The organism is Actinopolyspora lacussalsi (assembly GCA_030803735.1).
In the GTDB taxonomy this organism is placed as follows: Bacteria; Actinomycetota; Actinomycetes; order Mycobacteriales; family Pseudonocardiaceae; genus Actinopolyspora; species Actinopolyspora lacussalsi.
The window spans coordinates 3,535,632-3,551,332 of the sequence record JAURUC010000001.1; the positions used below are offsets into that span (position 1 = coordinate 3,535,632).

At 68.4% G+C, this 15,701-nt stretch carries 10 protein-coding genes; 4 read left to right on the top strand and 6 right to left on the bottom strand.

Annotated features, from left to right (window positions below; genetic code table 11):
* Positions 1 to 193 precede the first annotated feature (193 nt).
* The gene (locus J2S53_RS15875) at positions 194 to 1,555 is read left to right on the top strand and encodes a glycosyltransferase 87 family protein (RefSeq protein WP_456241637.1); all 1,362 of its coding nucleotides are present in this window, start codon (positions 194 to 196) and stop codon (positions 1,553 to 1,555) included.
* 217 nt (positions 1,556 to 1,772) lie between these two features.
* On the opposite strand, the gene J2S53_RS15880 is transcribed toward J2S53_RS15875, so the two are convergent.
* Both J2S53_RS15880 and J2S53_RS15885 read right to left on the bottom strand, forming a co-directional pair.
* A complete protein-coding gene (locus J2S53_RS15880) occupies positions 1,773 to 3,230 on the bottom strand; it encodes a hypothetical protein (protein WP_456241638.1) in 1,458 nt (485 codons plus the stop codon).
* 221 nt (positions 3,231 to 3,451) lie between these two features.
* The gene (locus tag J2S53_RS15885) at positions 3,452 to 4,129 is read right to left on the bottom strand and encodes a hypothetical protein (RefSeq protein ID WP_456241639.1); all 678 of its coding nucleotides are present in this window, start codon (positions 4,127 to 4,129) and stop codon (positions 3,452 to 3,454) included.
* A gap of 930 nt (positions 4,130 to 5,059) precedes the next feature.
* On the opposite strand from J2S53_RS15885, the gene J2S53_RS15890 reads away from it, so the two are divergent.
* The gene (locus tag J2S53_RS15890; protein ID WP_456241640.1) at positions 5,060 to 6,211 is read left to right on the top strand and encodes an AI-2E family transporter; all 1,152 of its coding nucleotides are present in this window, start codon (positions 5,060 to 5,062) and stop codon (positions 6,209 to 6,211) included.
* Between the two features lie 386 nt (positions 6,212 to 6,597).
* Here J2S53_RS15890 and J2S53_RS15895 read toward each other — a convergent pair whose 3' ends face one another.
* Entirely contained in the window at positions 6,598 to 7,794 is a 1,197-nt protein-coding gene (locus tag J2S53_RS15895; protein WP_456241641.1) for a GGDEF domain-containing protein, read from the bottom strand.
* 553 nt (positions 7,795 to 8,347) lie between these two features.
* On the opposite strand from J2S53_RS15895, the gene macS reads away from it, so the two are divergent.
* Entirely contained in the window at positions 8,348 to 9,577 is a 1,230-nt protein-coding gene (gene macS / locus J2S53_RS15900) for a MacS family sensor histidine kinase (protein ID WP_456241642.1), read from the top strand.
* An 11-nt stretch (positions 9,578 to 9,588) separates the two neighbouring features.
* Positions 9,589 to 10,266 (top strand): response regulator, encoded by a 678-nt coding sequence (locus J2S53_RS15905; RefSeq protein ID WP_456241643.1) that lies wholly within the window; start codon positions 9,589 to 9,591, stop codon positions 10,264 to 10,266.
* 47 nt (positions 10,267 to 10,313) lie between these two features.
* Here J2S53_RS15905 and J2S53_RS15910 read toward each other — a convergent pair whose 3' ends face one another.
* The 3 genes from J2S53_RS15910 to J2S53_RS15920 form a co-directional block, all read right to left on the bottom strand.
* The gene (locus J2S53_RS15910) at positions 10,314 to 11,951 is read right to left on the bottom strand and encodes a phosphoenolpyruvate--protein phosphotransferase (protein ID WP_456241644.1); all 1,638 of its coding nucleotides are present in this window, start codon (positions 11,949 to 11,951) and stop codon (positions 10,314 to 10,316) included.
* 872 nt (positions 11,952 to 12,823) lie between these two features.
* Complete coding sequence (locus tag J2S53_RS15915; protein ID WP_456242806.1) at positions 12,824 to 13,159, bottom strand: glutaredoxin family protein; 336 nt, start codon at positions 13,157 to 13,159, stop codon at positions 12,824 to 12,826.
* 292 nt (positions 13,160 to 13,451) lie between these two features.
* A complete protein-coding gene (locus J2S53_RS15920; RefSeq protein ID WP_456241645.1) occupies positions 13,452 to 15,602 on the bottom strand; it encodes an MMPL family transporter in 2,151 nt (716 codons plus the stop codon).
* Between the last annotated feature and the right edge of the window lie 99 nt (positions 15,603 to 15,701).

Sequence of the window (15,701 nt, forward strand, 5' to 3'; positions counted from 1 at the left end):
CCGACCCGTGCCACGGGCTCCGTCGTGCTGCGTGGCGGATCCCGCGACACGGGCACTCGGCGACTCGGAGTTCCCGGAGGCCGAGTGGGAACGGACGCGGTTCCCGGATCGCCCGACGAACCAGCAGGACCAACAGGACGGTGGCAGCGTGCGGCCGACAACACAATTCCCCGAACGGGGATCACTTGTCAGCATGGTGTACGAACACCGAAAAATACTCTGTGTAATCGCACTGTGCGAGTTCCTCGCGGTGGTCCTCGTCTCGGCCATCGACCCGCACGCACACATCGACGGCGAGGTGTACCGGCTCGGAGCACAGGCGTGGTTGAACGGGCAACCGATCTATCACGACCTACCGCCCACCGAAGTGGGGCTGCGGCTCCCGTTCATCTACCCACCGTTCGCGGCCGTCGCGTTCACACCGCTGGCACTGGTCTCCAAGACGGTCGCCGTCGCACTGATCATGTTCGTCAGCCACGTCGCCCTGCTGATCACGCTGTACGTGATACTACGAACCGCCGAGTTCTCCCCGTCGAACCGACGAACCGTCCTGCTGGTCACCGCCGCGGTGCTGCCGTTGGCCACCCTCGCCGAACCGGTACGGGAAACCCTCACCTACGCACAGATCAACCTGGTGCTCATGGCGCTGGTGGCCGTCGACTGCCTGTGGCGGGCGGACGGCCACCGCAAGCTGCCTTACCCCAGGGGGATACTGCTCGGCATCGCGGCGGGACTCAAGCTCACACCCGCCGTGTTCCTGCTGTTCTTCCTGCTGCGCCGGGACCTGCGCGCGATCGTGACCACGGTGCTGACCTTCCTGGTGACCGTGGCACTCGGTTTCCTGCTCGCATTCGACGACGCGCGTGAGTTCTGGCTGCGCGAGGTGTTCGCCAGTAGCGACGTCTCGTTCGGACCGCGGTTCACGGGGGATGCCTCGATCTACGCGGGCAACGTCTCGCTGCGCTCGCTGCTGAGCAAGCTCACCGTGCCGGAACCCTGGTTGAGCGTCTGTCTCGGGATACTGATCCTGCTGATGGCGGGCTTGGCGGTGTTCGGGATGCTGTCGGCACTGCGCGCCCGGGAGGGACAGCGCCGGGACCACTCGACAGCGCTGGTGATCAACGCGGTGTTCGGCCTGCTGATCTCGCCGATCTCCTGGTCGCACCACTGGGTCTGGATAGTGCCGGGGCTGGTGCTGCTGTTCGGACGTGGGTACACGCGGCGCGACTGGCCACTGCTGCTCTCGCTGGGTCTCGCGGTGGAGCTCTACCTGATCGGTCCGCACTGGCTGGTTCCGCAGGGTGACGGCAAGGAGCTCACGTGGAACTTCTTCGAACACCTGATCGGCAACGCCTATGTGTACCTGGGAGTCGGTTTCCTGGTCTACCAAGCGTTTCTCGGCTGGAAAGGCCGGTACTCGAATTCCGAGGCGAGGACATCGATTTCCGAGGCGGCGAATCCCGGTGCGGCGAATCCCGGTCAACGGCCGGTTTCCGAGGGATCCGGTCCGGCGGGGAGCACGAGCTCGACCGCGCCGGACGGACACGGCGGTTGAATAGCCACCAGAGCGGCGATCCCGGACGTGAGGCTCCCTGACGCGGCAACCTGGTCCGAGACGACAATCGGGGCCGGGGAGTTCCCAACTCCCCGGCCCCGATAACGCCGCCCCGCGGCTACCGACAATCGCCAAGCGGCTCCGCGAGGGCGGCAGGACGCGTACTTCCGGGGTGGTCAGTCCCGGGCGTACGCGTGCGGCGACCCCGCCATGACGCTCACACGGCACCGACCTTCGGCATACCGTTGGCATCCAGGGCGGGCAGTGGATAGGTGTGCCCGTCGAGCAGCGGCAGCGCCATCATCGTCGCCGGTGCGGCACCACGGGCGGTGGGCCGCTCGCGGAACGGGTTGGAAACCACCTGCTGGCGCTCCGGCATCGCGGCGGCCAACTCGTCCAGCTCGCGCACCACCACACGCGAGAGTTCGGGACGCTCGCTGAAGAAGACCTCGTCCTCCTCGGCTTCGTACGCCGGGATGACGGTGGTGGCCTCGATGCTCAACTCGCGTGCGATGCGGGAGAAGCCGCCGGTCTCGACGTTGCCGTCGAAGGCGTTGAACTCGCCCAGCGGCTCGGCGAGCTCGGCACCGTCCGGACCGCTCGCCGAATCCGGAGTGGCGACCAGGAGTTCCGGCGCCACCAGGGTGGGGATCTGCTCGGCTCGCTGATGCGCCTCGCTCGGCAGCCGGAGCGGCTCGGCCTCCTCGGCTGGGCGCTCAACGCCGGAACTCGCCGACAGCGCCGAGCGCAGCAGCTCACGCGGCACCGCGCGCAGATCCGGCCCGGTGTCCAGCCCGGACGAGGTGAGATCGACCGAATCGGTGAGCAGCAGCCCCGGCGAGTTACGCGACCGCACGGCCGGACCGGCCTGGACGATCCCCTCGCCGCGTGGGGCGGCCAGTTCGGGAGCCACGGCGGGATCGGTGTGCGGTGTGACCAGTGCGAGGGGCAGCGTCTCGGTGGTGCTCTCGTCGACGTGCGGCTGGGCATCGACTCGCTTCCGGGCGTCGACGAGCGTGTCGACGACCCCGCCGATCGGCCCGGACCAGCTCAACGAGCGGTGGAAGCCGTCCGCCGGTTTGGTCTCCTGCGCCGCGTGCCTCCCCCGGGAGCGTTCCCTGGGCTGAGCCTCGACACGGTCGGGGGTTCCGAGCGGAGCGGAACGTGCCACATCCGTGCGCCAGGACAACTCGGGCAACCCGGTGGACGGCCCCGAGCGGGGAGGTTCCACCGGCAGGCGCTCCGCCGATTCCGCACGAGGCGGGATCCAGTGCTGCCGGGCGGTCTGCTCGACGGTCCGCTCGACGGTCCGTTCCACATCGGGCTCCGACGCATCGGTGATGCGGGGGAGCCGCTGGGTGCGCTCGTTGTCGACCTCGGGTGGAACGTCGCGTATGGGTTCGATGACGCCGACGAGGGTGTCGGCAGTGGCGTTGGCGACCGTGTCCCGGAACGGATCCTTGCCGTCCTCCGGGAACAACTCACCGGCGAAGCACAGCCCACTGCGGCTGGGAGTGCCGTCTCCGGCCGCTTCCGCGGGAGTCAGCGGGTCACCGAGCGGTGAGGTGGGACGATCCGGGCAGTTCCCGGACGCCGCGGCTACGCCGGTACCGGCCGCGAGCATTCCGCCGGTCACCAGCGCTGCTTGCACGCCTCGCCTTGCCCAAGTCTGCATGGAACTCTCCTCCGATTCCTTTCCCGCGATACAGGAGTGCCCCTGCACGCAAGCTTTGTGAGAACTGCGATTGCTGAATGACCCGATCGAGCGAGCCCGGATTCCGGTTCCGGTAACACTCGGGGTCGAAGTCGCGGAGGGCGAAAAACACTGCTCGGGTGTGACGGTGAGTGGAAACCACTCGAACCGGCCCGAGGCGGTCCGCCACGGCGGACCGAGAATCAGTCGGGAGTGGTACCCGGTTGCGGCCCCTCGGGGCTCGCGGGGTCGTAAACATTGGCGCGCGTTATGGCGCCGGGGGAGGGGACGGCGGACCGCGAAACGGGAAGCGAGTCCCCGAGACCGTAGCCGCCGTGCGAGCCGCCGCCGGAGGTGTTGGCATCCGTGTCGCAGCCGCAGTCACCGGACGGGAAAGGAAGTTTCCCGCCACGATCTTCCGTGGGCGAACCGTCGCGTTCGGAGCGCGATTCGTGGTTCAGCCAAGCGATGTTCCGGTCGATCGCGGCGAACGCCGCCGCTTCCCGGGAGTCGGATTCGGAACCGGACGCGCCGGAGTCGTTCGACCCGGTCTCGTCGGAGGTGTCGCCGGGATGTGCGGCGGACACACCGTCGTCGGGTAGTACCGCCGTACCACCGATGCCGCCGGAGGCTTCGTCCGGAATATCGCCCGGCGTTTCCCCGGAGACCGTTTCGCGTAGCGAGTCGTGCAGTCCCCCCAGACCCGACTCGACCGCTCCGGTGAGCGATTCCTCGCCCGTTGTCCCGGAAATCACGGTGCCCGTCACTCGTTCGACGGGGCGCAGCAACGGATCGACCTCACGTCGCGCGGTCCGCAGCCCATCGGAAACCGAGTCGGACAGCCGGTCGGTGGTTCCCCGGAGCCCGTCGCGATCCAGCACAGTCCCCAGTGGATCGGTTTCTTTTCCGGTTACCTTTCCGCCGTCCGATTCCGCGGAAACGGCCAGGGGGGTTTGAGCTCGATCACTCCGGGCTCGATCACTCCGGGCTCGATCACTCCGGGCTCGATCACTCCGGGCTCGATCAGTTCGGGATGGGCCGGTTTCGGCCCGGTCCGCCTCGGCCGGTTCGCCCGATACTCGGGTCGCCGTACCGCTCCCGACAGCACCGCCGACCGGATCCACCGTGGTCGTTCGAGCGGAAGCTTCGGGACCCAGCGCCCGGGGGAGTGTCGACACCGGACCCGACTGGCCCGTACCCGGCTCCGCGCGGGATTCCGCCCGCTCGGCGTCGTAGCGGTCGTGCGCCTCGGAACCACCCGTTCCCGAGCCGGGAGAGCGGTCGTCGACGTGTCGGATCAGCGCCCCGACCTGTCGGAGCGTACCGTCCTCGGAAGGTTGCTCGACCGCCACCGCCTGCGCGGATCCGAAGAGCCAGGCAGCGGAGACACCGGCCACGGTTCCCCCGACAGCGACCAGCGCACGGGACAGCCACCGCCGTTGGCGGTCGGCCGTCACCCACTGCTCGCCATCGAACATGAACTCCGCAGCCTCCTCGGAACGACATTCCCGCCGGGACGGGCCCGGACGAGGAAAGGCGGTCGAGCACCTGCCGATCCTCGCGTGCGGTCCATCGCCACGCCGGTCGAGGAACAACGTTCCGTCGAGCCGACGGACAACCGGACCGGAGCACGCCCAGCGGATTGCCGACGATCACTCTTCCAAAGACATCCCCCGGTTCGCATTCATTCAGCGCTCGGTTCGTCACATCGTGTGACAGAACGGTATTCCGCGTACGTCCCGAACCGGACACGGCACAACCGGAGCCGTGAGTCACCACCGTGATCCACCACATGCGTATACGGTTGCGGTGTGAGCGTCTTCAAGGTCACGGATTCGGACGAAGCCGCCAGGGTTCCGGTCGCGATACGCACAACGGCAGCCCTCAGCTGGCGGGTGTTGGTCATTCTCGGCATGCTGTACGCCCTCGGCTGGCTGGTGGGCAGGCTGTCCGTGGTCGTCATCCCGGTGGCCATCGCGCTGCTGCTGTCCGCGCTGCTGGCTCCGGCCGTGGCGGCACTGTCCAGGTTGCGCGTACCGCGCGGACTGGCCACCGCGGTCGTACTGGTCGGCGGACTAGCCGCCGTGGGAGGCATCCTCACCTTCGTCATCAACGCGTTCATCGCGGGCCTGCCCGACCTGCAACGACAACTGATGGCCAGCCTGGACACCATCCGGGAGTGGGCGGCCACCGGTCCGCTGCACCTCGGTGAGGCGCAGATCAACAGATACGTGGACCAGGTCGGGAACTGGCTGCAGGACAACCAGCAGCGAATCACCAGCGGAGCGCTGGCCACGGCCACCACCTTCGGCAGCTTCCTTACCGGGATGCTGCTGATGCTGTTCACCCTGATCTTCTTCCTGCACGACGGCAGGCGGATCTGGCTGTTCCTGCTGGGCCCGATGCCGGAACCATTGCGCTCCCGGCTCGATCTGGCGGGCACGAGGGGATTCGACTCGCTGATCGGCTACATCCGGGCGACCGGCCTGGTGGCCGTCGGTGACGCGTTGGGCATCGGAATCGGGCTGGCCATAATAGGTGTCCCGCTGGTGGTGCCGCTGGCGGCGCTGGTGTTCCTCGCGGCGTTCATCCCGATCGTCGGTGCCGTGGCGTCCGGAGCGGTCGCGATACTCGTCGCCCTGGTCGCCAATGGACCGATCTCCGCGCTGTTGACGCTCGGGGTGGTGCTCGGCGTGCAGCAGCTCGAGGGCAACGTGCTGCAGCCACTGCTGATAGGCCGTGCGGTGCGGCTGCACCCGCTCGCCGTGGTGCTGGCGATCAGCGTGGGAGCCATAGTGGCGGGCATCATCGGTACGCTGCTGGCCGTACCGGTGCTGGCGATGCTCAACTCCGCCGTCCGCGCGCTTTACGAGGGCGACGGGCAAGCGGAACCGGCCACCGCCGCGGTGGAAGGCGGTCGGGAACCCCCCGAGAGCGATGGCGAAGAGCCCGCACCCGAATGATTCGGAAATCAAGGGTTACCGTAGCTCGATCGCCGTAGCGGGTGGCGCGGCGGAAACTCTGGTGCGGTGGCGCCGAGCGGGTGGTGGGGGTTCAAGTACCGCGTCGTCCCACCGCCCCGCGATTTCTTGGGAAATTGACGCCCGGTGCGGCGGTGTGGCCCCGTGGGCGTCGATTTCTCGAGAAATCGCCGTCGCACCGGTACCGCCTGTCGAGGCGGAACCATGCGGCTGAGCAGCGCGGGTGTCCCCGGTGCGTGAGTCGGATGCATTGCAAGGCCGGGCCGCTCGCCGCGTAGGTCGCTACTCAAGAGCCGGCCCAACGAAGCAAGGCGCCGACTCACGTGCCGGCTAACCGACCAGCTATGCAACGGGACCATACGAAACCACTACGCAAGGCTGACGGCGTTGCGCCCGCCCGCCTTTGCGGCGAGGAGGGCCGCGTCGGCGGCCACCAGCAGGTCCTCCAGCTCGTAGCCCACCCGCTCGGTGGCGGCCACACCGATGCTGACGGTGAGATCGTCGAGTTCACGGTGTACTCCTCGCGTGTCCCGGGCGGGTACGGACAGCGAGGCGGTGGAACTCCGGATGCGGTAGGCGATCTCGCAAGCGGCCGGGATGTCGGCGTCGGGTAACAGCACGACGAACTCCTCGCCGCCGAAGCGCCCCACCAGGTCGCCCTTGCGGACACTGCCACGCAGCATCAACGCCATCGAGGCCAGCGCGGCGTCTCCAGCCAGGTGTCCGAGCTCGTCGTTGACGCGCTTGAAGTGATCGAGATCGAGCAGCAGGATCGCGGCCCGCTGTTGCCGGGAGCTCGCCCTGCCAAGTTCCGCGCGTGCCAGCTTGTCCCAGTGGACCGCGTTTACGAGTCCGGTCTTGCCGTCCCGTTGCGCCGAGCGCCGCCACTGCGGTAGTTGACCGGCCATGTCCAGCAACGCCATCGGTGGTGCGGCGAGCAACGCACTGGCCGGGTGAAGCTCCATCGCCACCGCCAGCAGGATGCCGAGGGCGGCGGCGACGATGCCGAGCAGGACATCGATCGGATCCCCCAGGAACTCGGCCCTGGTCGCCCGTGGTCTGCGCAGTCGGAGCCCGAGTGCCACGATCGCGGCCCGAAGCAGCAGCAGGGTGGCCGAACCGGCGACCAGCAGCAGGGGGTTCCACCGCGGCTCGTGCCATCCGACAACCGCGCGGGCCGCGAACGTGGCCGAAACGGTGGCGGCGGTGACGAACATCCACCGGTACGACTCGCCGCGCACGTCGAGCACCCCGTGCAGGGCGGGGCCCAGCAACAACAGCACGAGCATGTTCGGCGGCAGCGTGAGCATGCCGGTGACGAGATAGCAGATGTGGATCGTCCAAGGGTCCCGGCGCACCTCGTCGCGCAGCTGGATGGACAACGAGGTGCCGACGATCACGACGCCGGCGGTGAACGCGAGCATCCCGAAGCGGTGCAGCGTGTCGGACGTCGGAGGAGCGGTGGTCAGGATGACCGCGAACACCAACGACACGGCCACGACCTGCACCGCGAGTACGTAGACCAGCGCCGCGGGCCTGAGCCTCCACAATGGCCAGTACCCCATGAAACTCTCACTCCTCCCCTGCCGGGAGCCTCGCACAGATCCGGTCGGGTTCGAAGCCACACCCTGTGCCGCGTTCGATCCGAAGCGTCGATCACACGCGGAACCCCGTTTCCCGTTGGATGTCCGAGGTGATCGACTGGTTCCGTTCGGTGAACCCATCGGTCCGTTGACGGCGTCGACAGCGGCCTTCGGGAGCCCGTTCCGAACGTCGTTGTCACTCCGGAAGCGAGCCTCGGGCTGGGAAGGGTCTGTCGTGGCCGCGGGGAAAGCGCCGTTGTGCGATCGATAATCGGTTCGCCCACGCCGCACTAAGGCGAATAAGATTCACGCTTGGCTGGTTCGCACGTCACGACGTGCGGAGAAGAGTCACGGCGCGGGGCGAAAACCGGCGCGAAGGTCCTGGAGCGAACTCCGCGAAGGCTGGAACGAGGAGCCCGGCGCGCTCGTCGATACGTATGGCCCTGGCAAGTTCGCCGGAAAGGAACGCCGAAGAGTGGGCAGCACGACCAGCGACAGCACGGACGGACACCGAAACCGAACCCTGTGGCCGAGAATGTGGCGAACACTCACGACGACAGGCGAATCCCCGCACACCACGACGAACCGGGACGGACAGCTGGAAGCGGTCCCGGACGGTCGCATCCCGCTCTGGCGGGCACACAACGGACTACGCGTGATGACCCTGATCTACGCTTTCGTGTGGTTCCTGGTCATGCTGCCCGACTACCGCGAACCGGTGCTGGGTTCCTTGATCATGGCATCGATGGTGGCCTGGACCGCGTTCACCATCTGGCGTTACAGCAAACCGTCGGGCCGCACGAAACGACTGGTGCTGCTGGACCAGTTCGTCACGACGGGACTGTTCGGGCTCTGCTACTTCGTACTCACCGAGCACCAGCTGGAACAGGGCCTGCCGACCGTGGTCACCATGTGGCACGCCTCGATGGTCACCGCCGCGGCGGTACGGTGCGGCATGCCGGGAGGGTTCGTGAGCGGCGCGGCCGCGGCGTCGGCCAATTTCGCCATGCGCGGTTACATCGATCCCAACATGTGGATGGACACGGCGCTGCACCTGGTGATCGGACTGCTGCTGGGGCTCGCCTCGGAAACCGCCAAGCGTTCCACCCGGCGGCTGGCCAGAGCGCTGCGCGCCGAGGCGGCCACGGCCGAACGCGAGCGGTTGGCACGCGACATCCACGACAGCGTGCTCCAGGTGCTGGCACGAGTGCGACGCCGGGGTGGTGAGCTCGGCGGCGAAGCCGCCGAACTGGCCACCATGGCCGGTGAGCAGGAGACGGCGCTGCGCGCCCTGGTCTCCACCGGCCCGGCCGAACGCGGCGGCACGAGCACGGACCTGGCCGCGCGCCTCCGAGCGTTCGAGGGCACGGGTGTCAACGTCTCGGTACCGGCCACCGAGGTCACGCTGCCCGCGGAAACGGTCACCACCCTGTACTCGGTCACCAGCGAGGCCCTCCAGAACGTCGCGGAGCACGCGGGACCGGAAGCACACGCCTGGATCCTGCTGGAGGATCTGGGTTCAGAGATCGTACTCAGCGTTCGGGACAACGGTCCCGGTATTCCGGAAGGCAGACTGGAGGAAGCGGTCGCCGCGGGCAGGATGGGAGTAGCGCAGTCGATCCGTGGTCGGGTGGAGAGTCTCGGTGGGACTGTCACGTTGGACACCTCGGCCGGTGAGGGCACCGAATGGGAAATCCATCTCACTCGCGCCGATTCGCGGGACCGGGCCGTGCACAGTGGTGCACGGGAACGCGGGAATTACTGAGGAGCGAGAACATGACGGGATCGGAGATTTCGGTGATGGTGGTCGACGATCACCCGATCTGGCGAGACGGAGTGGCGCGGGACCTCACCGAACGGGGATTCCGCATCAGCGCCACCACCGGCGACGCGGTCTCGGCACTGCGCATCTCACGGACCGTGCACCCGGACGTGGTGCTGATGGATCTCAATCTGGGCGACACCTCCGGGGTGGAGGCGACCCGCCAGATCACCCAGGAAATACCCGGAACCAGGGTCCTGGTGCTGTCGGCCAGTGGCGAGCACGCCGACGTGCTGGAGGCCGTCAAGGCCGGGGCCTCGGGGTACCTGGTCAAGTCGGCCTCCGTGGACGAGCTGGTGGACGCGGTACGACGCACCTCGGTGGGAGACGCGGTGTTCACCGCCGGTCTGGCGGGCCTGGTGCTCGGTGAGTACCGGCGGATGGCGGTCACCCCGGACGACTCGAATCCGGACCCGCCGCGGCTGACCGAACGGGAAACGGACGTGCTACGGCAGGTCGCCAAGGGCCTGACCGCACGCCAGATCGCGAACAAGCTGGTGATCTCGCACCGCACGGTCGAGAACCACGTGCAGTCCACACTGCGGAAGCTGCAGCTGCACAACCGGGTGGAACTCGCCCGCTACGCGATCGAGCACGGGCTCGACCAGGAGGGCGAGGCTCCACCGGATTGAAGCCTCCCCGGTGGAGCTTCGTGCACACCATGAGTAGCCGCTGGGGTTCATTCGAACGCCGCACGCGCCGCCGCCTTGGCTCCGGCGGCGTCCGACGCGGCGAGCGCTGCCTCGGCGGCTCGTTCACAGGCTCGCAACGAGGCACCGGCAACCGCCGACCCCACGGCGGGAACGGCCGTGGCGACCATGGAAAGACTGCTCACGCCCAGCCCCACGAGTACCCGGCCGAGCAGCGGATCGGCGGCCGCTTCACCACAGACCCCGACCGACTTGCCCGTCTCGCCCCCGGCACGACCGATCATGGCGATCAACCGCAGCAGGGCGGGCTGCCAGGGGTCGTTCAGCCCCGCCAGCGCGCCGAGCTGCCGATCGGCGGCGAACACGTACTGCGCCAGGTCGTTGGTACCGATGCTGACGAAGTCGACCGCTTCGAGCAGTTCTCCGGCGACCAACGCCGCCGCTGGCACCTCGACCATCGCACCGACGCGGGCGATCCCGGCCGTCCTGGCACGTTCGGCGAACCAGGCGGCCTCCTCCGGGGTGGCCACCATGGGAGCCATCACCGAGACGTCCGCCCCCGAGTCCCCGGCGGCCGCCGCGATGGCGGCCAGCTGCCGGTCGAGCACCTCCGGCCGGTCGAACGCCACCCGCAACCCGCGCACACCCAGCGCCGGGTTGGGCTCGGCACCGGTTTCCAGGAATCCCAACGGTTTGTCGGCACCCGCGTCCAGGGTGCGCACCACGACGGGTTTTCCGGCGAACGGTTCGAGCACCTCCGCGTAAGCCGCCCGCTGGGTGGCGACGTCCGGTTCGTCCTCGGCCGCGAGGTAGCAGAACTCGGTACGGAACAGCCCGACTCCCTCGGCCCGCGAGGAGACGGCTGCCGCCGTGTCCGCGGCCGCGCCCACGTTGGCGAGGATCTTGACCCGGCTCCCGTCCGAGGTGCCGCCGCTGCCGGTCCAGTTCGCCGTGTCGGCCCGTTCGGCGGCGCGGACCTCGACCCGCTCCTCCGACAGTCCGACCGCCCCGCTGTCACCGTCGACCTCGGCAGCGATCGCGGAGGTCCCGGCGAGCAGTCCGCGTACCGCCACCACGGCGGGGATTCCCAACGAGCGGGCGAGAATCGCGGTGTGACTGGTGGGACCGCCCTCCTCGGTCACCAGGGCCAGCACGAGGTCCGGATCCAGATCAGCGGTGTCCGCGGGCGCCAGGTCCCGCGCGAGCAGCACGCTGGGCTCCAGCAGGGTGGGAACGCCGGGAGGCCGCACACCGAGCAGTTCGGCGATGATCCGGTCCCGCACGTCGTGCACGTCACGCACCCGTTCGGCCAGGTAACCACCGGTGGCCCGCAGGGACTCCGCGAACTCGTCGGCGGCTTCCAGCACTGCCCGTGGTGCGGGCACCGCGCGCTGGCTCACGAGCTGCTCGGCGCGCGAGCTCAACGAGGGATCCATCGCCATCGCGGCGGTGGTCTCCAGGACGGCCTTGGCGTCTCCCTCGACGCCCGCGGCGCGTGCGAACAGTCCGTCGGCCACGGCTTGGGCGGCGGGTGAGATCCGCGCGGCCTCGGCTCCCGGATCCGTCACGGCGGGGGAGGCGGGGGGTTCGGGCAGGGGCTCGGCGACCCGGACCACCGGGCCGGCGGCCTGACCGTTGCTGACGCCGACACCACTCAATCGCAACATGGTCTAGACCATACCTTTCGGCTAGCTGTTCCCGCGACGCCGAACCTCCCGACGTCGTACGGGCTCACGGGATCACGAAACCCGTTCGAACGAAACAGTGACCACTCGCCCGGACAGGAACGACTCGGACAAGCACGACTCTGTGTGCGAGGGAACTTACTTCACTCGAACGAACCAGCGGGCTGCCGACAATAGGTAACTCATGAGTAGCCGCACGGATCCCTGTCCCTCGTACTGACCAGCAGGCTGGAGACATGACACAACGAAACGTGACACACTCGCGAACCGTCGAACACTCCCGAGCACACCTCGCCGGCCCGGCACGGCGGGTTCACCGGCTCTCGCTGGGTGAACCGGTGGACACCAGCTTCGTCCCCCCGGAAACCGTCCCGAGGGCGGCCACCACGGCTGACCACTCGAGCCGGGAAAGCGGGCGCACGGTCACCACCGGACCGAAGAACACCAGGTTGACACTCGTGACCCGGCTCCCGTACCGCACCGGACGGTTACGCAGATACCACGCGGACGGAAGGCACCGGAGAGTCTGCCCTTCACCCGGCGGATCAGGCTGAGCGCTCTCGCACGATTCGCGTATTTCGAACCGAATCCACCCGTTAACCACACCCCCGTTCGGGGGTTATTGGGAGCGGAATCGCACCGTTTTCGGGTTCCTCGGGGTCACACTGGAATGGTTGCAGCTCGTCGATATCGCGCCATCGGCGATGGCAACAGCCGGGGTCGGTCGTAACGCCCCCCGTACGGCCGACCCCGGTCCTCGGCTCCGTGACGAACTAACGCCGCCGGTCCTCCCACGGTGAGAGCCAGCGGGAGGACCCGGCCGAGCATTCCCGAAGACCGGGCGGAGGCCGCGATCAGGAGTCACGCAACCGCAACGCCCGAAGCGCACCGTTCACAAGGCCCGGTTCACTCTCCGGTAGCGCTGCGGGAGCGTGCGTCGCAGCGGCCTCGCGCACGGCCTCGGCCGAAGGGTTGACCGCCGACCAGGAACCGATCACCACGGTGGGAACCGTCTCGTTGCCATCGGCGAGTTCCCGGACAGCGGCGGCCGCCCGTTCGTCCTGCCAGATGTCGGTCTCCTCGAAGCTCACGCCGTGTCTGCGCAGTCCGGCGCGCAGCGAGATGCAGAACGGACAGCCCGGGCGGGTGTAGACCAGCACGTTGCCGTCCTTCCCGGCCTCACCGTTCACCCGGTGCTCCCCGTCAGCAGCGTGGTCCCCCTCAGCAGCGTGGTTCGGGCTCTCCCCGCTCGGTCGCACGGCCCGCTCGTCGGAATCACTGGGGTTCTGTCGCCACGACATCGGCCACCTCCGGCTCACTCGTCGTCCTTCTTCGGCACCGCCTCGGGCTCCCCGCGTCACGCTCTCGCGAGATCACCGGAGACGCGGCGTGATGTTCACTCGAGCTTCTCGGCACCGTGGGCCGACTCCGGCGGCGGATTTCGACCACCGAACGCCCCGCTCCACGGTTGGAACACTCCGATCAGCGCACCGATTCCGGTTCCGCTTCGTTCCCGGCCTCCGCTCCGGAGCGGCCGCCCCGTCGCCACGACCGGCGCGGCTTTCCGGGTGCCCACCATGACGCATCACCCAGCAACCGCAGCAAAGCGGGTACGAGGATCATTCGCACCACGGTGGCGTCCAACAGCAGCGCCACGATCATCCCCACCCCGATGAACCGCATCATCGTGACGCTGGAGAACGCGAAGGCTCCGGTGACCACTATCAGCAGCAGCGCGGCAGCGGTGATCATCCGGCCGGTCCTGGCCAGCCCGGTGCGCACCGCGTCGGACGTGTCGGCACCGTGGGCGCGCGCCTCGACCATCCTGGAGAGCAGGAATACCTCGTAATCGGTGGACAGCCCGAACACCACCGAGGCCATCAGTACGACGATGCCTACCGACATGGGGGCGGGAGTGACGTTGATCAGTCCGGCACCGTGTCCCTCGACGAAGATCCAGGTGAGCATCCCGAAGGTCGCGGAGAGGCTGAGCACGCTCAGCACCACGGCCTTGATCGGCAGCAGCACCGAGCCGAACGCCAGGAACATCAGCACCAACGTCGCCCCGACGAGCAGCCCCGCCACCCACGGCAGGGTTTCCACGGTGTCGCGCAGACTGTCCAGGTTCAGCGCGGTGGTACCGCCGACCAGCACCTCGGTGTCGGGTGGCGGTGGCAACGATCTGATCTCGTCGATGGCGTCGTTCGCCCGCTGGCCGAACGTATCCGTCTCCAGCCCCGCCTTGAGCACCACGACCCCGTCCCGGCCGCCCGCGACACGCGCCTGGCCGATACCGGGAACCCCGCCGACGGCATCGCCGAAGGAGGCGACCCGCTGCCGAGCGGGCGCGTTCCGGCCGCCGTCCAGCACGATCCGAACGTTGTCACTGCTCATGGCGGGAAAATCGGCCCGCAGCCTCTCGATCCCCTGCCTGGCGGGATCGTCCTTCGGCAGGATCCGCTCGTCCGGGGTGCCGAACTTGGTCCCCAGGAACGGCGCTCCCAGCAGCAACAGCACGGCGAGGATCGGGAAAGCCGTCAGCATCGGACGTTTCATCACCGCGTCGGCGAACCGGTACCAGCCACGCCCGGGTTCGGCGTCGGTTCTACGCTCGCGGCGCCAGGGCACCGCTAGCTTGTCCACCCGGGAGCCGAGCATGCCGAGCACGGCGGGCAGCACCGTCAGCGAGATCACCGCGGCCAACGCCACCGAGGACATCCCGCCGTACGCCAGTGAGCGCAGGAAGCTCTGCGGGAACAGCAACAGGCTGCCCAACGCGATCACCAGCAGCGTGGCGGAGAACGCGACGGTACGGCCCGCGGTCGCCACGCTACGGCGCACGGCCGTCCCGGTGGAGTTGCCCGCCGCGAGCTCCTCGCGGAACCGACCGACCACGAACAGGCCGTAGTCGATCGCCAGTCCCAGCCCGAGCAGGCTGGCCACGTTGACCGCGAAGGTGTTGACGTCGGCGAACAGCGTGATCAGGCGCAGCAGCCCCAGCGAACCGAGCACGGCGGCACCGCCGACCAGCACGGGTAGGGCCGCCGCGACGAGACCACCGAATATGATCACCAGCAGTACCAGCACCACGGGGAGCGAGACGGCCTCGGCCATCGCCAGATCGTGCTTGGAGTGCCTGCTCATCGACGCCTGCAGCGGGACGCTCCCCGCGACGTCGGTGCTCGCTCCGGCCACGTCGAGCCGATCGGCTATCCGCTCGTAGGCGCCGGTCTTGTCCCCCTCGTCACCCGCGAGTCGGATGGTGGCCAGCCCCGTGGTGTGGTCCGCATCGGTCAGCGCGGGGTTCGGGGTGCTCCAGTAGGAGTTGACCTCCCGCACGGCGGAGTCGGGCAGGTCGGCGAGCGTGCTCCGGATTCGTTCACTCAGCTCGGGGTTGTCAACGGTCCCCCGCTCCACGCTGTAGAGCACCACCACGTCGCCGCTGGAACCGAGTACCCGCTCGGCCCGTCGCTGCGCCTCCGCCGCCTCGCTGTCGGGTGACTCGTAACCGCCCTGGGATAATCGGTCGAACACCCCGAAACCCCAGATCCCACCCGTAATGACCACCAACAGCACTGTCACCAGCACCGGGAGCCTGCGCCGATACGCGAGGGATCCCCAGGAAGCGAACACACGGACCTCCGGCTGTGCGGTCGGGGCCGTAGAGTGGCTACGACCCTGCCATTCCCGAGTTAACGGCGTTTACTTCGCCCCACTGTAGCGATGAACTCC